Origin of the sequence: Peribacillus alkalitolerans, assembly GCF_010882125.1 — a bacterium.
Taxonomy (GTDB): domain Bacteria; phylum Bacillota; class Bacilli; order Bacillales; family DSM-1321; genus Bacillus_BN; species Bacillus_BN alkalitolerans.
Genome location: NZ_JAAGVZ010000006.1, coordinates 1 through 18,216 on the forward strand (window position 1 = coordinate 1; position 18,216 = coordinate 18,216).

11 protein-coding genes, 21 tRNA genes and 2 rRNA genes are annotated in these 18,216 nt (G+C 40.0%); 32 read left to right on the forward strand and 2 right to left on the reverse strand.

Annotation, left to right across the window (positions count from 1 at the left end; all coding sequences use genetic code 11):
* The 28 genes from G3O09_RS08725 to G3O09_RS08860 form a co-directional block, all read left to right on the forward strand.
* Window positions 1-92, forward strand: a 23S ribosomal RNA gene (locus tag G3O09_RS08725); the annotation flags it as partial.
* Between the two features lie 118 nt (window positions 93-210).
* Window positions 211-326: ribosomal RNA gene (rrf, locus tag G3O09_RS08730) — 5S ribosomal RNA — on the forward strand.
* A 9-nt stretch (window positions 327-335) separates the two neighbouring features.
* Window positions 336-411: transfer RNA gene (locus tag G3O09_RS08735), tRNA-Val, on the forward strand.
* A gap of 9 nt (window positions 412-420) precedes the next feature.
* Window positions 421-496, forward strand: a tRNA-Thr gene (locus G3O09_RS08740).
* Window positions 497-509: 13 nt separating this feature from the next.
* A tRNA-Lys gene (locus G3O09_RS08745) sits at window positions 510-585 on the forward strand.
* 9 nt (window positions 586-594) lie between these two features.
* Window positions 595-679, forward strand: a tRNA-Leu gene (locus G3O09_RS08750).
* A gap of 3 nt (window positions 680-682) precedes the next feature.
* Window positions 683-757: transfer RNA gene (locus G3O09_RS08755), tRNA-Gly, on the forward strand.
* A gap of 9 nt (window positions 758-766) precedes the next feature.
* A tRNA-Leu gene (locus G3O09_RS08760) sits at window positions 767-855 on the forward strand.
* A 10-nt stretch (window positions 856-865) separates the two neighbouring features.
* Window positions 866-942 (forward strand) — tRNA-Arg (locus G3O09_RS08765).
* Between the two features lie 9 nt (window positions 943-951).
* Window positions 952-1,028, forward strand: a tRNA-Pro gene (locus tag G3O09_RS08770).
* Between the two features lie 25 nt (window positions 1,029-1,053).
* Window positions 1,054-1,129 (forward strand) — tRNA-Ala (locus tag G3O09_RS08775).
* 22 nt (window positions 1,130-1,151) lie between these two features.
* Window positions 1,152-1,228 (forward strand) — tRNA-Met (locus G3O09_RS08780).
* A 10-nt stretch (window positions 1,229-1,238) separates the two neighbouring features.
* A tRNA-Ile gene (locus G3O09_RS08785) sits at window positions 1,239-1,315 on the forward strand.
* A gap of 23 nt (window positions 1,316-1,338) precedes the next feature.
* Window positions 1,339-1,431: transfer RNA gene (locus tag G3O09_RS08790), tRNA-Ser, on the forward strand.
* A 31-nt stretch (window positions 1,432-1,462) separates the two neighbouring features.
* Window positions 1,463-1,539: transfer RNA gene (locus G3O09_RS08795), tRNA-Met, on the forward strand.
* A 3-nt stretch (window positions 1,540-1,542) separates the two neighbouring features.
* Window positions 1,543-1,618, forward strand: a tRNA-Asp gene (locus G3O09_RS08800).
* A gap of 8 nt (window positions 1,619-1,626) precedes the next feature.
* Window positions 1,627-1,702, forward strand: a tRNA-Phe gene (locus tag G3O09_RS08805).
* Window positions 1,703-1,716: 14 nt separating this feature from the next.
* Window positions 1,717-1,792 (forward strand) — tRNA-His (locus G3O09_RS08810).
* 7 nt (window positions 1,793-1,799) lie between these two features.
* Window positions 1,800-1,873: transfer RNA gene (locus G3O09_RS08815), tRNA-Gly, on the forward strand.
* Between the two features lie 17 nt (window positions 1,874-1,890).
* Window positions 1,891-1,967: transfer RNA gene (locus G3O09_RS08820), tRNA-Ile, on the forward strand.
* Window position 1,968: 1 nt separating this feature from the next.
* Window positions 1,969-2,043: transfer RNA gene (locus tag G3O09_RS08825), tRNA-Asn, on the forward strand.
* Window positions 2,044-2,057: 14 nt separating this feature from the next.
* A tRNA-Ser gene (locus G3O09_RS08830) sits at window positions 2,058-2,148 on the forward strand.
* A gap of 4 nt (window positions 2,149-2,152) precedes the next feature.
* Window positions 2,153-2,224 (forward strand) — tRNA-Glu (locus G3O09_RS08835).
* A gap of 432 nt (window positions 2,225-2,656) precedes the next feature.
* On the forward strand, window positions 2,657-4,588 hold the full coding sequence (gene glgB / locus G3O09_RS08840) for a 1,4-alpha-glucan branching protein GlgB (protein WP_163101125.1): 1,932 nt from the start codon (window positions 2,657-2,659) through the stop codon (window positions 4,586-4,588).
* Complete coding sequence (locus G3O09_RS08845; RefSeq protein WP_163101126.1) at window positions 4,536-5,678, forward strand: glucose-1-phosphate adenylyltransferase; 1,143 nt, start codon at window positions 4,536-4,538, stop codon at window positions 5,676-5,678. The genes glgB and G3O09_RS08845 overlap by 53 nt, the downstream gene beginning before the upstream one ends.
* A 144-nt stretch (window positions 5,679-5,822) precedes the next feature.
* Window positions 5,823-6,854, forward strand: coding sequence for a GlgC family sugar phosphate nucleotidyltransferase (locus G3O09_RS08850; RefSeq protein WP_163101127.1), 1,032 nt, complete (start codon window positions 5,823-5,825; stop codon window positions 6,852-6,854).
* Window positions 6,851-8,302, forward strand: a complete 1,452-nt coding sequence (glgA, locus tag G3O09_RS08855) for a glycogen synthase GlgA (protein ID WP_163101128.1) — start codon at window positions 6,851-6,853, stop codon at window positions 8,300-8,302. Before G3O09_RS08850 ends, glgA begins: the two co-directional genes overlap by 4 nt.
* The gene (locus G3O09_RS08860) at window positions 8,292-10,700 is read left to right on the forward strand and encodes a glycogen/starch/alpha-glucan phosphorylase (RefSeq protein WP_163101129.1); all 2,409 of its coding nucleotides are present in this window, start codon (window positions 8,292-8,294) and stop codon (window positions 10,698-10,700) included. The genes glgA and G3O09_RS08860 overlap by 11 nt, the downstream gene beginning before the upstream one ends.
* Window positions 10,701-10,888: 188 nt before the next feature.
* Here G3O09_RS08860 and G3O09_RS08865 read toward each other — a convergent pair whose 3' ends face one another.
* Both G3O09_RS08865 and G3O09_RS08870 read right to left on the reverse strand, forming a co-directional pair.
* The gene (locus tag G3O09_RS08865; RefSeq protein WP_163101130.1) at window positions 10,889-11,635 is read right to left on the reverse strand and encodes a TraR/DksA C4-type zinc finger protein; all 747 of its coding nucleotides are present in this window, start codon (window positions 11,633-11,635) and stop codon (window positions 10,889-10,891) included.
* Window positions 11,636-12,047: 412 nt separating this feature from the next.
* A complete protein-coding gene (locus G3O09_RS08870; protein WP_163101131.1) occupies window positions 12,048-12,986 on the reverse strand; it encodes a 1,4-dihydroxy-2-naphthoate polyprenyltransferase in 939 nt (312 codons plus the stop codon).
* Between the two features lie 321 nt (window positions 12,987-13,307).
* Here G3O09_RS08870 and G3O09_RS08875 point away from each other — a divergent pair, with 321 nt between their 5' ends.
* The 4 genes from G3O09_RS08875 to menB are packed head-to-tail and all read left to right on the forward strand — an operon-like array spanning window position 13,308 to window position 18,102.
* Window positions 13,308-14,717: an isochorismate synthase gene (locus G3O09_RS08875; RefSeq protein ID WP_240338390.1), complete on the forward strand. Its 1,410-nt coding sequence runs from the start codon at window positions 13,308-13,310 to the stop codon at window positions 14,715-14,717.
* The gene (gene menD, locus G3O09_RS08880; protein ID WP_163101132.1) at window positions 14,704-16,470 is read left to right on the forward strand and encodes a 2-succinyl-5-enolpyruvyl-6-hydroxy-3-cyclohexene-1-carboxylic-acid synthase; all 1,767 of its coding nucleotides are present in this window, start codon (window positions 14,704-14,706) and stop codon (window positions 16,468-16,470) included. The genes G3O09_RS08875 and menD overlap by 14 nt, the downstream gene beginning before the upstream one ends.
* Window positions 16,454-17,287 (forward strand): 2-succinyl-6-hydroxy-2,4-cyclohexadiene-1-carboxylate synthase, encoded by an 834-nt coding sequence (menH, locus tag G3O09_RS08885; protein ID WP_163101133.1) that lies wholly within the window; start codon window positions 16,454-16,456, stop codon window positions 17,285-17,287. Before menD ends, menH begins: the two co-directional genes overlap by 17 nt.
* Window positions 17,284-18,102, forward strand: coding sequence for a 1,4-dihydroxy-2-naphthoyl-CoA synthase (gene menB / locus G3O09_RS08890; RefSeq protein WP_163101134.1), 819 nt, complete (start codon window positions 17,284-17,286; stop codon window positions 18,100-18,102). Before menH ends, menB begins: the two co-directional genes overlap by 4 nt.
* Window positions 18,103-18,216 lie beyond the last annotated feature (114 nt).

Sequence of the window (18,216 nt, forward strand, 5' to 3'; positions counted from 1 at the left end):
ATCCCTGAAAGATGATCAGGTTGATAGGTCTGAGGTGGAAGCGTGGCGACACGTGTAGCTGACAGATACTAATAGATCGAGGACTTAACCACAATTTATATACTCATGTGTTGCAAAAACCCTTATTGTTATCTAGTTTTGAAAGAATAAAAAATTATTCTTGCATTTTAGAGAAAACATATTATAATAATATTTGTCTCTAATAATTTGTCTGGTGATGATGGCAAAGAGGTCACACCCGTTCCCATTCCGAACACGGAAGTTAAGCTCTTTTGCGCCGATGGTAGTTGGGGGTTTCCCCCTGTGAGAGTAGGACGTCGCCAGGCTTTAAATATGGAGGATTAGCTCAGCTGGGAGAGCACCTGCCTTACAAGCAGGGGGTCGGCGGTTCGATCCCGTCATCCTCCACCATATTATGTTGCCGGTGTAGCTCAGTTGGTAGAGCAACTGACTTGTAATCAGTAGGTCGTGGGTTCGACTCCTATCGCCGGCACCATTTAATTTTGTACGAGCCATTAGCTCAGTTGGTAGAGCATCTGACTTTTAATCAGAGGGTCGGAGGTTCGAGTCCTCCATGGCTCACCATTTAGTTTAGCGGATGTGGCGGAATTGGCAGACGCACCAGACTTAGGATCTGGCGCCTTACGGCGTGGGGGTTCAAGTCCCTTCATCCGCACCACTTGCGGAAGTAGTTCAGTGGTAGAATACAACCTTGCCAAGGTTGGGGTCGCGGGTTCGAATCCCGTCTTCCGCTCCAATCTAATTTGCCGGGGTGGCGGAACTGGCAGACGCACAGGACTTAAAATCCTGCGGTAGGTGACTACCGTACCGGTTCGATTCCGGTCCTCGGCACCACTTATATGATGCGCCCGTAGCTCAATTGGATAGAGCGTCTGACTACGGATCAGAAGGTTATGGGTTCGACTCCTTTCGGGCGCGCCATATTATATACGGGGAGTAGCTCAGCTTGGTAGAGCACTTGGTTTGGGACCAAGGGGTCGCAGGTTCGAATCCTGTCTTCCCGACCATTTAAATCCCATTTATATTCATTAAGGGGCCTTAGCTCAGCTGGGAGAGCGCCTGCCTTGCACGCAGGAGGTCAGCGGTTCGATCCCGCTAGGCTCCACCAATTTAATTCAACTTTATTTTTTGGCGGTGTAGCTCAGCTGGCTAGAGCGTACGGTTCATACCCGTGAGGTCGGGGGTTCGATCCCCTCCGCCGCTACCAAAAAAATGAAGGACCTTTAGCTCAGCTGGTTAGAGCAGACGGCTCATAACCGTCCGGTCGTAGGTTCGAGTCCTACAAGGTCCACCATTATTTATTATTGTGTTCAATACGGAGGAATACCCAAGTCCGGCTGAAGGGATCGGTCTTGAAAACCGACAGGGGTGTTAAAGCCCGCGGGGGTTCGAATCCCTCTTCCTCCGCCATATTTTTTAAAAAATGTATCGTTTCTATTATCGCGGGGTGGAGCAGTCTGGTAGCTCGTCGGGCTCATAACCCGAAGGTCGCAGGTTCAAATCCTGTCCCCGCAACCAAATGGTTCCGTGGTGTAGCGGTTAACATGCCTGCCTGTCACGCAGGAGATCGCGGGTTCGATTCCCGTCGGGACCGCCATTTGTTTTGGCTCGGTAGCTCAGTCGGTAGAGCAAAGGACTGAAAATCCTTGTGTCGGCGGTTCGATTCCGTCCCGAGCCACCATTTTTAATATTACGGCGGCTATGGCGAAGTGGTTAACGCATCGGATTGTGGTTCCGACATTCGAGGGTTCGATTCCCTTTAGTCGCCCCATAGAAACGCGGGTGTAGTTTAATGGTAAAACCTCAGCCTTCCAAGCTGATGTCGTGAGTTCGATTCTCATCACCCGCTCCAATATTAATGCCTTGAATGGGCCTATAGCTCAGCTGGTTAGAGCGCACGCCTGATAAGCGTGAGGTCGATGGTTCGAGTCCATTTAGGCCCACCATTCCGCAGTAGCTCAGTGGTAGAGCACTCGGCTGTTAACCGAGCGGTCGTAGGTTCGAGTCCTACCTGCGGAGCCATTTTTTATGTATATGGGGAAGTACTCAAGAGGCTGAAGAGGCGCCCCTGCTAAGGGTGTAGGTCGGGTAACCGGCGCGAGGGTTCAAATCCCTCCTTCTCCGCCATATTGGCCCGTTGGTCAAGCGGTTAAGACACCGCCCTTTCACGGCGGTAACACGGGTTCGAATCCCGTACGGGTCATAAAAACCACTATCTCAGGATAGTGGTTTTTTTCTATGGTCTTTTCTAAAAAGACATAAACTAATAATCTTCTATTTTATGTGTGTCCTCCAGTTTCTATATAACTAAGTCGATTTACTCTCTACTCAAAGAATAATTTACAAAATATCCCAATATAAATTAAACGCTTAAATTACAAAATCCGCTTGAAATTAAACATCACAATAACGTAAATTACAATCCTACAATATATACTAAAATAATTTTCCGCAGCTTGTTTTATCCATCGAAAGTATTAAAAATCGAAAATTTTAAAAATTTAGAGGAAATAAACTTTTTAGGGAGAAATGAATTAGTATCCTAAATTCAAAAGTAAGTGGATAGATATATATTATGTAATATCTTTAATACTTATTTTCAAGTTTTCCAATACAGATTTCAGGAGTTGCAATTATGATTCATATTTCCCCTACAGATTTCGAGATTCATCTATTCCATGAAGGAAATTTGCACAAAGCACACGATGTATTTGGTTGCCATTTAAGTGTTAAGGATGGAAGTCACTACACAACATTTACAGTTTGGGCTCCTCAAGCCAAGAGCGTATGCGTAGTGGGTAGTTTTAATGGTTGGAAGGGTGAAGGCTACGAGTTAAAGAAAGTGAATCATGAGGGTATTTGGAGACTTTCTGTTCCTTTGAATCTTGAAGGCTCTCTTTATAAATACGAAATTGAGACTTCAAGTGGCAAAAAGTCACTTAAATCAGATCCTTATGGATTTTATTCTGAACTGAGACCTGGGACTGCTTCCATTGTTTATGATCTTAATGGATATTCATGGCAAGATAAGACATGGATAAAAAAACGAAAAGGAAAACATTCAGCAAAAGAGCCACTATTCATTTATGAACTGCATTTTGGTACGTGGAAACGAAAAGAAGATGAAAGTTTCTATTCATATAGAGAAATGGCAGATCTTTTAATTCCATATGTACAAGAACACGGTTTTACACACATCGAAATATTACCTTTAGTAGAACATCCTTTTGACCGTTCATGGGGCTATCAGGGTGTTTCATATTTTTCACCGACCAGCCGGTTTGGCTCGCCTCATGACCTCATGTATTTTATTGATCAGTGCCACCAAAATCAAATTGGGGTTATTCTAGATTGGGTTCCTGGACATTTTTGCAAGGATCAACATGGATTGTATTTGTTTGATGGAAGCCCTACGTATGATTACCTTTATCCCAATGATCGCGAAAATGCAGTTTGGGGTACTGCCAATTTCGATTTAGCAAAAAGTGAAGTACATAGCTTTTTAATTTCTAATGCCTCCTTTTGGATAAACCATTATCATATTGATGGATTTCGAATTGATGCTGTTGCAAATATGTTGTACTGGAATGGGAATGAAAAAGGAGAAAATCCACATGCTGCGGCATTTCTTAGAAAACTGAATGACACTTTAATGAGTCAGGACCCTTCTATCCTTCTATTTGCAGAAGATTCCACTGATTGGCCTGGTGTGACGGTTCCAGTTGATAAGGGTGGATTGGGTTTCAGCTATAAGTGGAATATGGGATGGATGAACGACATCCTTGAGTACATGGAAACAGTGCCTGATAAACGAGGAGAGTTGCATCATAAAGTCACATTTTCCTTGATGTATGCTTTTAGCGAAAAATATGTCTTACCTTTCTCACATGATGAAGTAGTGCATGGAAAGAAATCATTATTAAACAAAATGCCTGGAAATTATGAAGAAAAGTTTGCCCAACTCCGTTTGCTGTATGGGTATATGATGGGGCACCCCGGTAAGAAGTTGTTATTTATGGGTGGGGAGTTTGGACAGTTTTCTGAATGGAAAGACCTTGAAGAGCTTGATTGGAATTTATTTGACTATGACATGCACCAAAAAATGGATGCATATGTTAAAGGACTCATCGAATTTTATAAAAAGTCGAAACCGTTAAATGAGTTAGATTTTCTACCAGAAAGTTTTCAATGGATTGATGTGAATAATTATCAACAGTCCATCTTTTCTTTTATAAGGAAGGGGAGTAAGGAAGAAGATCAATTGATATTTGTTTGCAATTTTAAAAATATAGCCTATGAAGATTATAAGGTAGGTGTTCCTTTAGAAGGCAAATATAAAGAAGTTTGGAACAGCGATCATATAAGCTTTGGAGGATTAGGGCATGTCAATAACAAACCTATTACTGCAAATCTAGGAATCTTTCACGGCCAACCGCATCATATTTCCATGAAGGTTCCTCCATTTGGGGTAAGTATATTAAAACCGGTTAAAAAGAGAAGGGAGAGAAGGGCAAATGGTGAAAAAAAAGTGCGTGGCCATGCTTCTGGCAGGGGGCAAAGGAAGTAGGTTAAATTCTTTAACTAAAACAATTGCGAAACCAGCCATCCCTTATGGTGGTAAGTATCGAATCATTGATTTTACTTTAAGCAATTGTACAAATTCAGATATTGATACGGTTGGTGTCTTGACCCAATATCAACCACTTGTCCTCAATTCATATATAGGAATAGGAAGCGCATGGGATCTTGACCGAAAAAATGGTGGAGTCACAGTCTTGCCACCGTATGCAGAAACCTCTGAGGTGAAGTGGTATACAGGTACAGCCAGTGCCATCTATCAAAACATGAATTATATTGAACAATTCGATCCGGAATACGTGTTAATTTTATCAGGTGATCATATCTACAAGATGGATTATTCGATAATGCTTAGTTACCACGAACGAAAAGGTGCTGATGCCACCATTTCCGTTATAGAGGTTCCGTGGGACGAAGCAAGTCGTTTTGGTATTATGAACACGAATCAAGATATGGATATTATCGAGTTTGAAGAGAAGCCAGAGGCACCGAAAAATAATCTAGCTTCAATGGGAATTTATATTTTTAACTGGAAAACGTTAAAGGAAAGTCTAGAAAAGGATGCTTTGGATATTACCTCGACGAGAGATTTTGGAAAAGACATCATCCCTGCTTTATTAAAAGAGAAAAAGAAAGTCATTGCATTTCCGTTTAATGGATATTGGAAAGATGTAGGGACAGTTAAAAGCCTATGGGAAGCGAATATGGATTTATTGGATGATGATTGTGAACTAGATTTATTCGACCAACAATGGAAGATTTACTCTGTTAATCCTAATCAGCCTCCTCAATTTATCGCTCCTGGAGCAAGGGTTTCTGGATCTCTCATCAATGAAGGATGCTTTATTGAAGGAAATGTATCCCAATCTGTGATTTTTCAAGGGGTTAGTCTCGGAAAGAATTCATCAGTAAGCAAGACCGTTGTCATGCCGGATGCAGTAATTGAAGAGGATGTTTGGATTGAAAATGCCATAGTTCCTCCTAATTGCAGAATTCCTAGAGGAACAGTCATTCGTCCAAAAGGGAAGGAAGTTGTACTGGTTTGTGAAGAAATGTACGATTTAGCAACGAATAGTTAGTAATAATGGGACAGTGGCAGAGATCAAAGAGAATACTGTTTAACATTCAACTATGATAAATTCGTATTCTTTTAAGCACTGTCCCTTCTGATAGTAATATTACATGTTGGAGAGCGAACACAGGACTGTGAAAGGATGAAAATCATGAGTACTAAATTATTGGGTGTTATTGATGCTACGACATTTCATAAATCATTAAAGGACCTAATTGGACATCGAACATTAGCTGCACTTCCCTTTGGGGGAAGATACCGACTTATTGATTTTGTTCTTTCAAGCATGGTGAATTCTGGGATTTCAAGCGTGGGTGTTTTTTCTAAGTACAATTATCGTTCATTAATGGACCACCTCGGGTCTGGGAAAAACTGGGATTTAAATCGAAAAAAGGATGGATTATTCTTTTTCCCTGCACCAATATTTGATGTTCCCGTTGAACAGATCGGTGCGTTTCACCATTTTGGGTATCATATGAACTATTTCAAGCGTAGTATGCAAGAGCATGTGGTGGTAGCGAACTGCTACTCTGTATTTAATATGGATTTTAATGAAGTGCTTGAGCGTCATATCCAAAATGGCTGTGATATCACAGAACTGACTAAAGATGACTCTTCATTGGAGATTTATTTATTAAAGAGAGAACTATTGATCGAGTTGATTGAAACGAAAGATGAAACTGGGTATACATGTATAAAGGATGTAATCGAGGACGATAACCATGATTATGTATCTTGTTCGTACCAGTACCATGAATTCTTCGTCAAAATTGACTCAGTAGAGTCGTATTATCAAACCAGCTTGGACCTTCTCGAACCAGAAGTATGGAGACAGCTCTTTAGAAAGAATCACCCCGTTTATACAAAGGTAAAAGATGAACCTCCTACTCACTATGGAAAGGATGCGATCATTAAGAACTCAATGGTTGCAAACGGCTGTATCATTGAAGGTCATGTGGAAAATAGCATAATCTCAAGGGGAGTTAAAATAAATAAAGGCTCTATAATTAAAAATTGTATTGTTATGCAAAAGACCCATATTGGGGAAAACTGTTATTTGGACTCTGTAATCATGGATAAAGATGTTAAAATTGAAGATTCAGTAGAAATCATCCCGATTCGACCAGGCCGGCCGACAGTCATTAAGAAGGGTGTTATACAAGGAGCGTTGATGAATACGTGAATGTATTATTTGTTGTATCAGAATGTGTTCCCTTTGAAAAATCAGGGGGATTGGCAGATGTCGCTGGCTCCTTACCGAAAGAATTAAAAAAGCAAGGCACGGATGTAAGAGTCATTCTTCCAAAGTATGGTTCCATCTCACAACACCTAAAGGATGACATGAAAAAAATAGCAGAAATCACTGTTCCTGTAGGTTGGAGACAGCAGTATTGTGGTATTGAGGAACTTCAACATGAAGGTATCCTTTACTATTTCATAGATAATGAACATTACTTTAAACGAGAAGCCATGTACGGACATTTCGATGATGGAGAACGTTTTTCTTATTTTTGCCGTGCCGTATTGGAAAGTATAGGAGCCATCAATTTCAGCCCCAATATTCTACATTGCCATGATTGGCACACTGGGATGATTCCATTTCTATATAAAACTGAATATCAGCGCAGACCAGGGTACGCCAATATTAAAACGGTTTTCACCATTCATAATCTTTTGTTTCAAGGGGTTTTTCCAAAATCGATATTGGATGATTTGCTAGGGATTAGTGAACGATACTTCACTCCAGATCATCTGGAGTTCCATGGTAACGTGAATTTTATGAAAGCTGCTCTTGTTTCGGCAGATTTAATCACGACTGTAAGTCCCACTTATATGGATGAAATTCAAACTTCATATTTTGGAGAAGGTCTTGAAGGTTTGCTGAATTTTAGAAAACGATCTTTGATGGGAATATTAAATGGAATCGATGATGATTATTATAATCCAGAAAAAGATCCGTTGTTAGTAAAGCCATACAGTGTAAAAACCCGCAAGAGGAAAGAAAAGAATAAACAATATATCCAAAAGTATTTTGCTTTAGAGGAACGAAGTGACACACCTCTTGTGGTGGTGGTTTCGCGCTTAACGAAACAAAAAGGATTCGATTTAGTAAAGGCTGTTTTTCACGAACTAATGCAGGAAGATATCCAAATGATTGTATTAGGTACCGGCGATTATGAGTTTGAACAATTCTTTCGTGAAATGGAGGGAATATACCCTCAAAAAATGAAGAGCTTTATTGGCTTCAATGAAGAATTGGCACACAGGATTTATGCTGGTGGTGATCTATTCTTAATGCCTTCACAATTTGAGCCGTGTGGACTTGGACAGTTAATTGCTATGCGATATGGAACTATTCCAATCGTACGAGAAACAGGTGGCCTGAACGATACAGTTCATTCTTATAACGAGCATACTGGTGAAGGTAATGGATTTACGTTCTCCTCATTCAATGCTCACGACATGCTCTATACCATTCGTCGTGCTTTTCATTTTTACCATGACAAAGAAACATGGGATGGTATCGTGAAAGAAGCGATGAATAGAGACAATAGTTGGGCGCAGTCTGCTTTTAAATATAATTCGCTGTATGCTGAGCTAGCAAGCAGGAGTGGTACTCATGTTCTCTAATAAGGATGAATTTAAATCGGTATTCCTAAAAAAGCTTGAAATGACATATGGAAAACCTTTTGAAGAAACAAGCAAGCAGGATCAATACCAAGTGCTGGGTCAAATGGTTAGGGAGCATATTAGCGCTAATTGGATCGCGACAAATGAGAGTTACCGTGCTGTAAAAGCAAAAACCGTTTATTACCTTTCGATTGAATTCTTGCTTGGAAGATTGCTTGGAAATAACCTTTTGAATCTGGGATTTACAGACGTTGTAAAAGAAGGATTAAAAGACTTATCCATTCACCTTGAAGAAATTGAAGAAGCAGAGTCTGATGCTGGACTAGGAAACGGAGGCTTGGGAAGATTAGCTGCTTGCTTCCTTGATTCTTTAGCTTCGATGGAACTACCTGGTCACGGTTGTGGTATTCGTTATAAGCATGGTTTGTTTGAACAGAAATTTGTTGATGGATTTCAAGTCGAACTTCCTGAACAATGGCTTAGGCATGGCAACGTATGGGAAGTGAGGAAAGCTGATTTAGCCGTCGAAATACCTTTTTGGGGCAAAATCCGATCCTATTTTGAGGATGGAAGACTTTGTTTTGAACATGTAGATGCTGAAACAATCCTTGCAGTTCCTTACGATTTGCCTATTGTTGGGTTTCAAAATAAGACGGTGAATACCTTAAGGCTATGGAGTGCAGAGCCTTCTCCTTTCCCATACCAAAAGGACATCATGCAGTACAAGAAAGAGACGGAAGCTGTATCCGAATTTCTTTATCCCGATGACACACACGATGAGGGTAAAATTCTTCGATTGAAGCAGCAATACTTTTTAGTGGCATCTAGCATTCGTTCCATATTGCGTTCATACAAGAATAAAAACCATAGTTTTCATGGACTGCAGGATAAGGTAGCTATACACATCAATGATACACATCCTGTTCTAGCCATCCCAGAACTGATGAGAATCCTTCTGGACGAAGAAAAAATGAATTGGGAAGACGCGTGGGAAATTACAACAAAAACCATTTCATACACCAACCATACTACGCTATCAGAGGCATTAGAAAAATGGCCAATTCGTATTTTTAAACCATTGCTGCCACGTATTTACATGATTATTGAAGAAATTAATGAACGCTTTTGTAGAGGCCTATGGGAAAAGTATCCTGGGGAATGGCAGCGGATTGAAGAAATGGCCATCATAGCCCATGATCAAGTCCGCATGGCTCATTTAGCTATTGTTGGCAGTCATAGTGTAAATGGAGTTGCTCATCTCCATACTGAAATACTCAAACATCGTGAAATGAATTTGTTTTATAATAATGAGCCAGACAAATTTAACAATAAAACAAATGGAATTACTCATAGAAGATGGTTGTTAAAAGCGAACCCTCAATTGACTAAACTCATTTGTGAGGGAATTGGTCAAGACTGGATTAGAAACCCAGAAAAACTAGAGGAGCTCCTTGACTACAAGGAAGATTCAAACTTCCTACAAGAGCTGAAGAATACAAAACAAATTAAGAAAATACAGCTGGCAACCAGGATTTATCAACAGACTGGTGTAAAGGTTGATTTACACTCCATTTTTGATGTACAAGTAAAGAGATTGCATGCATATAAACGACAACTCTTAAATGTCCTTCATATTTTGTATTTATATAATCGTATTAAAGAAGATAAGAACTTCAAACCTTATCCCAAAACCTTCATTTTTGGGGCCAAGGCTTCTCCTGGGTATTATTATGCCAAGAAAATTATTAAGCTGATCAACACTGTAGCTGAAAAGGTCAACAATGATAAGGATACATCTGAATTCATTAAAGTAATATTCTTAGAGAATTATAGAGTTTCCCTTGCGGAAGAAATCTTCCCGGGTGCTGATGTAAGTGAACAAATATCAACAGCCAGTAAGGAAGCTTCAGGTACTGGGAATATGAAATTCATGATGAATGGTGCTGTTACGATTGGAACACTGGATGGGGCAAATGTTGAGATTGCGGATAGAGTGGGACAGGAAAACATCTATCTTTTTGGATTACATTCTGATGAGGTTCTGGATTACTACCAAAATGGTGGGTACCATGCACGGGAATACTATCACTACGACAAACGTATTCAACAAGTCGTAGATGGATTAATTAATGGTCTTTTATCCGATTCGTACAGTCATTTCGAAACGATATATGATTCGTTATTAGCGGAAAATGATCAATACTTTGTGTTAAAGGATTTTGCTTCGTATGCCAACGCTCATATGAAAATCGGAGCGGATTTTGTAAAGGATCGAGAATGGTCCCAAAAAAGCCTTGTGAATATAGCGATGTCTGGTCATTTTTCAAGTGATCGTACAATCGGAGAATATGCAAAAGAGATTTGGGACATTGAACCTGCATCCATTTATGTAAAGTAACTTCGAAAAAACCGTCAGCCTGTTAATGTAGGCTGACGGTTTTTTTAAAAGATATGAGAATTTAGTCGAGCGCCTAATTCTGCGACACAGTATGAGCCTCTAGATTACAAGTCAAGTTCCCTATAGAATGAATAACGCTCTCGTTCAATAACTCGTCTTATTCTCGGGGCTGACTATGGAGCTTTTCGTTAATCTTTTTCAGTATACCCATCCGTACGCTTATATGGAATATCGCCAATCGGTGATTCCAAATCTTCACGTTCTAATATTTCTTCGTATTTCTCATGTGTTTTATTAGGATAAAGTCTTCGGTTGTTACCAGCCAAGTCATTACCCACAAAGGTTTCAATTTCCTCTGTAAATCCTTCAATATCATCTGCATCACGATATAGGCTGCTATAATCCTCGCGATCGCCTGTATAATCGGAAGGGGTTTCCGAAGTACCATACCTGGCCACTTCTTGGAAACTGTCTTCATGATCAATAATATATGGGTTTTTTCTTCGATCAAAAGAATCCCTATGAGGAGCTTCCAGTATTTCTTCTTCACCCGGTCGATCAGATGCAGTCGTTTGATCAGGGGTATGATTTACACAGTACAACGAATACGGTACAATTTCGAGTCTTTCATAAGGGATATCTTTCCCACATTCTTTACATTTACCGTAGCTTCCGTTTTCCATTGCTGCAAGAGCTTGTTCTATCTTAGATAACTCTGACTCGGCATGTACTCCTAATGCCAGGTCCTTTTCACGCTCGTATAATTCTGACCCTAAGTCGGCTGGATGATTATCATATGAAGAAAGTTCTCCAACAGTGTCTTTCTCGCCTTCTTCAATGGTTTCATGTTTCGTATTTTCAATCGTATGTTCTAAGGATGCTTTTTGTTGCAGCAACTCTTCTTTTAAGGTTTTAATCTGTTGATTTGAAATCATATGTTTTGCACTCCTTCTATACATGTCTTAAATTAGTATGGACAATCTTCTCCCATAACATGTTAAAAATGTATAGTGGATACTTACCCTTTTTCTTTAACTCGAAACAAGATGTGGGAATTTTGTGATCTACAGAAAATAAGGGCTCTATTCGCGTATATTGGTGTTTTTTGACTAATAAAGGTTGTCCGTTGATTTTCGCTCCAGGTACTTGCTTTCCGCGGAGAGGGATGGGGACCTCCTCGGCGACTTGCGCCTGTGGGGTCTCCCACTTCCCTCTTTTTCCCGCAGGAGTCAAGTACCCTCCGCTACAATCAACTCAGTAGGTTAAAGTAAAATTGCTTAAAAGCAACAAACTTTATGGAAACATCTATATATAAAAAAAACTCCCAAAAAAGGGAGCTTCATTTATTTACTTAACAAAATAGCTGATAAAAAGACCAATCGATAACAAGAATCCAAAAATAGTATTCGTTTGTGCTGTCGCAATCATGGCAGGCATCATTGTAATTGGAACAGTTTTTCCAACGAATCCCTTTGTAGCTTTTACGGCTTTAGGAGCACTTAAAAGTACAAGTAACAGCCAGATTGAAACTTGGTTAGTGACAACCATCCCGAGGATCCAACCGTATGATGTAATAAACATAGCAGCAAGTAGATAGATGGCATTTTTTCTGCCAAATAAAATTGCCAATGTTTTTCGTCCATTTTCTTTATCTCCGTCCAGATCACGGATATTGTTTGCTAGTAAGATTGCTCCTACTAAAAGTCCTGAAGGGATGGATACAAATACTGACATAGGTGTCACACTACCTGCTTGGATGAAAAATGATATGAGTATGATTAACACACCCATGAATAAACCTGCGAAGATTTCTCCAAATGGAGTATAGGCAATCGGAACAGGTCCACCAGTATAAAGGTAGCCAACTAGCATACATACTAAGCCAACAGCACATAACCACCAGCTGCTTTCCATACAGATATATACGCCAAGAAGTGCAGCTAGTCCATATAAGACGAATGCCAATGCCATGACCGTTTTTGGTTTTATGCCTTCCCTTACTATGGCTCCACCAATACCGACAGATTCTTCATTATCAAGGCCTCTTTTATAATCGTAATATTCATTGAACATATTTGTAGCCGCTTGAATGAGTAAACTGGCCAATAGCATGGCAAGAAATAAAGGTATATTGATTTCGTATTTATGCATTGCGAGTGCAGTACCAATAAGCACCGGTACAAAACCAGCAGTCAAAGTATGTGGTCTAGTCAGGTGCCACCAGACTTTCCAGTTTTTTCTTCCAGGTGCTACAGGAGAAGGTGTAGACTGAATTTGTGTTTGCATTGTGTCTCTCCCTTTACTCTATATAATGGATTGTTAATTTGTGAACAAAATATAACAATTTAAGTGTAGAAAAGAGCGTGAAGAGTGTCAACGACTTTTTACATGCATCTATAGAATATATTTCCACAGTGCCTTCTTAATTTAGTTTGATGATTTATAAGAGGAGTATATGGATAGAGGTAATGAATTTTTATAATAATAAGGAAAAAACTAGGCCCAAACCCTGTTGAATCAGGCTTGAATTGTTGACACAACTGGAATATGAGGTGTATCTTTAAATAGGTTTAATAGCGGAAATTCTAAGGAAACGGGGGGATTAAATTGACTACATTGCATGGAACAGAACTCCTTGACGGACTGCAAACTGCAGTGAATAAAGCCAATGATAGTAAAAATTTGGTTTTGTTTAGCTATGTGAAAAAAATGCAGCCGTTAAGCCCCCTTTCTTTTTATATAAGTGGAAGAGAGCAATTTGTAGGAGAACGATTCTATTGGCAAGAGCCTGATGGAGAGTTGGAAATTGCCGGATTAGGAAGATTAGAAAAAATCTCTTCTTCCAATGGTCTGCAACGTTATGAACAAATCCATCAACAATGGCAAGAAATCATTCAGAGAGCAGTCATCATTTCTGAAGATACAAAGCTAGCTACTGGTCCTCTTTTGTTCGGTGGCTTTTCTTTTGATGAAACAGTGAAGGGTCATATGATGTGGGATCAATTTGGAGATTCTTTATTTTTCATTCCAAAAAGAATGTTGACTAAAATGAAGGATGAGACATATCTTACACTCAATCTTTTATGCGAGCCAGGTGACGAAACGCAGAAGCTGTTAGTGTCTATTCAAGAAATCCTGCAAGAGGACTTAAATAAAGCTACACATTACTCTAATTCTGTATGTAACGGATTGGAAGAAATCGCTACTGATATTTGGTTAGAAAAAGTAGGGACGGCTATCCATGATATTAAAGAAGGCAAAATGGACAAGGTGGTATTGGCTCGTGAAGCTAGGCTTTTATTTCAAGATAAAGTTTCCTCTGAAGCCGTTCTTAGAAATTTAAAAACTGATCAACCTACTAGTTTTATTTTTTCATTAGAATCAGGCAGTGATTGCTTTGTAGGTGCTTCTCCTGAAAGACTTATTAAAAAACAAGGAACCACCCTTCTCTCAACATGTTTAGCTGGATCCATAAGACGTGGGAAGTCGGAAGAGGAAGATGAAATGCTTGGAAAAGAGTTACTTTCAGACCACAAAAATCGGATGGAGCATCAGTTTGTTGTAGAGACGATCGAAGAGGCTCTACAGAAGTATAGTTCAGAAGTAAACGTCCCAGAAATGCCAACGCTTATGAAAGTCAAGCATATTCAACATTTATTTACTCCTGTCATTGCAAATTGTGAGGATGACCTTTCCATTTTCAAAGTGGTGAAAAACCTCCATCCTACACCAGCCCTTGGTGGTTTGCCAAAAGAAAAGGCTGTAGAGTGGATTAGAGAGCATGAACCATTAGAAAGAGGTTTCTATGCCTCACCGATTGGATGGACCGATGCCTATGGTAACGGTGAATTTGCTGTAGCTATTCGATCAGGGCTAATCCAAGGAAAAGAAGTGTCTTTATTTGCAGGCTGTGGCATAGTTGAAGATTCTGATCCTACCTTAGAATATAATGAAACAACCATAAAATTTAAACCGATGTTACATGCATTAGGAGGGATCTCTCATGGAATATCGTGAAGCCTTAACGGCATATGCATCAGCTTTTATAGATGAATTGACTAAAGTGAACGTGAAGCACGCGGTAGTAAGTCCGGGTTCACGTTCAACCCCTTTAGCCTTATTGTTAGCTATGCACCCCGGGATAAAGATACACGTAAATGTGGACGAGCGATCAGCGGGGTTCTTTGCTTTAGGCTTAGCTAAAGCGTTGGGAGAGCCAGTTGCTTTATTATGTACGTCAGGAACGGCTGCGGCAAATTATTATCCTGCGATTATCGAAGCTTCTTATTCGAGAGTCCCACTTATAGTATTAACCGCAGATCGACCTCATGAACTTAGGGATGTAGGCGCCCCACAAGCCATTGACCAAATCCATCTATACGGTAAGCATGTAAAGTGGTTTTCAGAGATGGCTTTGCCAGAAAAGAGTGAAGAGATTGTTCGATATGCACGTACGGTTAGTGCACGTGCAGCTGCTACTGCAATTCAAGCCCCTGCTGGACCCGTTCACTTGAATTTCCCTTTAAGAGAGCCATTAGTGCCATATTTAGATGATCCAAAGCTGTTCCAATATGGCACTCATTGGAATGAGATGTCGGTAACAGTAAGGAATGGGAATAAGCAGTTAGAAGAAATGGAGTATAAGAAACTATCTTCATTGTTTCGAAAAAAGCAAAAGGGTGTTATTGTATGCGGTTACATAGAAAAAGCTTTTACGGAAGAAATATGTGGCCTTTCTGAAAAATTAGGATATCCTATCCTAGCTGATCCCCTATCACAACTTAGAAGTGGTTATCATAGTAAGGCCAATGTTGTAGATACCTATGACACATTTCTTCGCTTTCCAGATATAGCAGAAGAATTAGTACCAGATGTCATCATCCGATTTGGCGCAATGCCCATCTCGAAATCTTTAACCCAATTCCTGAAGAAGCAGACTCATGCCCAGCATATAGTTGTGGATGCAGGTTCTGGATGGCGAGAACCCACCGGTGTAGCAACCCATATCTTATACTGTGATAATGCTTTATTCTGTAAGGGAATCAATAAAGAAATCAATGGTCCTACTGAATTTGAATGGCTTAATAAATGGAAAGACCTAAACGTTATAACCAAATCAGGCCTTGATTCCATACGGGATGATGATTCATTAAATGAAGGGAAACTCGTTACAGTAATGCAAGAAATCATGCCTGATCAATCAACCTTATTTGTGGGTAACAGTATGCCAATTCGTGATGTCGATACGTTTTTCCATAACCACGATAAAACCATTCAAATTTATGCCAATCGTGGTGCTAATGGGATAGATGGTCTTGTATCGACTGCGCTTGGAGTTAGTTCGGTAAATAATGATACAGTATTATTATTAGGGGATTTAAGCTTTTTCCATGATATGAATGGCTTGCTATCAGCAAAAATGAACGGCCAGGACCTCATCATTGTGATTGTGAATAATGATGGAGGGGGCATCTTCTCTTTCCTACCACAATCTAGTGAGAAAGACTATTTTGAACAACTGTTCGGAACCCCACATGGTATGGATTTTTCTCATGCGATTGAAATGTATGGAGGGAAATATCATAGAGCTGAATCGTGGGATGATTTCGAAGCACGTTTTAGACAAGCATTCGAGCAAAAAGGCTTAAGAGTGATCGAAGTAAACACAGAGCGGGAAGAAAATGTCACAAAGCATCGAGAATTGTGGGAAATTGTTGCCCGGGAAATTAATATGTCACGAGGAAATGACCATAATGAAATTCCTCAGTAATCATGTCGAATATAATGTTGAGGTACATGGGTCTAGTTCTAGTTCTAGTGTCCTTTTGCTCCATGGTTTCACAGGAGATCTCCATACATGGGACCATCTTGTCAACGTATTAAGTAAGGATTATCAAACCATATCAATTGATATTATTGGACATGGATTGACTGGATCACCTGATTATTCAGAACGGTACACCATGGAAAGTGTGTGTAGAGACATTGTTGCGATCTTAGATAGCCTTTCTATCGAAAAGGTACATCTTGTTGGATACTCAATGGGTGGAAGATTGGCCCTTTCTTTTGCCCATCTTTATCAGGGCTATGTTTCCTCTCTGGTACTGGAAAGTGCCTCTCCTGGATTAAGTACAATAGAGGAAAGGCTGAATAGACGGGTTGCAGATGAAGGGTTGGCAAAAAAATTGGAGGATCAGGGATTGGAAGCCTTTATTGATTTTTGGGAAAACATCCCTTTATTCAAATCCTTGAAATCGTTACCTCTGGAAACACAAAATCATATTCGAAGGCAACGTATGAATAATACTATCGTCGGTCTTTCCAATAGCTTAAGAGGCATGGGGACTGGGGTACAGCCCTCATGGTGGGACCATCTATCACAGTTGAAAATACCGGTATTGTTATTGACAGGAGAGCTTGATGAAAAGTTTGTCCGAATTGCTGAATTAATGTGTTCGCATATTAAAGATGTACAATGGGACAATATTTTAGGAGCAGGGCATGCAATTCATGTGGAACTACCTGAAAAGTTTGGTAAAATAGTAAGTGGGTTTTTGTCGAAAATTGAAGGAGGTAAAATAACATGAATTTTGAATGGGTTTCAGAACGTACTTATGAAGATATTTTGTATGAGACATACAATGGTATTGCCAAAATTACGATCAATCGACCAGAGGTACATAATGCTTTTCGTCCAAAGACAGTCATGGAATTGATTGATGCATTTGCTTATGCACGAGACGATGCAAATGTTGGGGTTATCGTATTGGCAGGAGCAGGTGGAAGAGCCTTCTGTTCTGGTGGTGACCAGTCAGTTCGTGGTCATGGTGGATACGTTGGAGAAGACCAAATTCCACGTCTAAACGTATTGGACCTTCAACGTCTAATTCGTGTCATTCCTAAACCAGTAATCGCAATGGTTGCAGGATATGCTATCGGTGGTGGTCATGTCCTACATATCGTTTGTGACTTAACGATTGCTGCTGACAATGCAGTATTTGGTCAAACTGGCCCTAAAGTGGGTAGCTTTGATGCAGGGTACGGTTCTGGCTATCTAGCACGTATCGTTGGCCATAAAAAGGCTCGTGAAATTTGGTTCCTATGCCGTCAATATAATGCGCAAGAAGCTCTTGATATGGGATTGGTTAATACCGTCGTACCATTAGAGCAGCTTGAAGCAGAAACGGTAAAATGGTGTGAGGAAATCCTTGAAAAGAGCCCAACAGCTCTACGTTTCTTGAAAGCAGCTTTCAATGCAGACACGGATGGACTTGCAGGTATCCAACAGTTTGCAGGAGATGCAACGCTTCTTTATTACACAACGGATGAAGCAAAAGAAGGTAGAGATGCATTTAAAGAAAAACGTAAGCCTGATTTTGGTCAATTCCCAAGATTCCCTTGATGATATGATTTGTGAATGCACAGCTTGACGAGATTTCTTGTCAGGCTGTTTTGCTATTTACAAACCAAAGAAGCAAAGGCAATTTTGCTCTACATTATGAGTAAAGGATGGGTC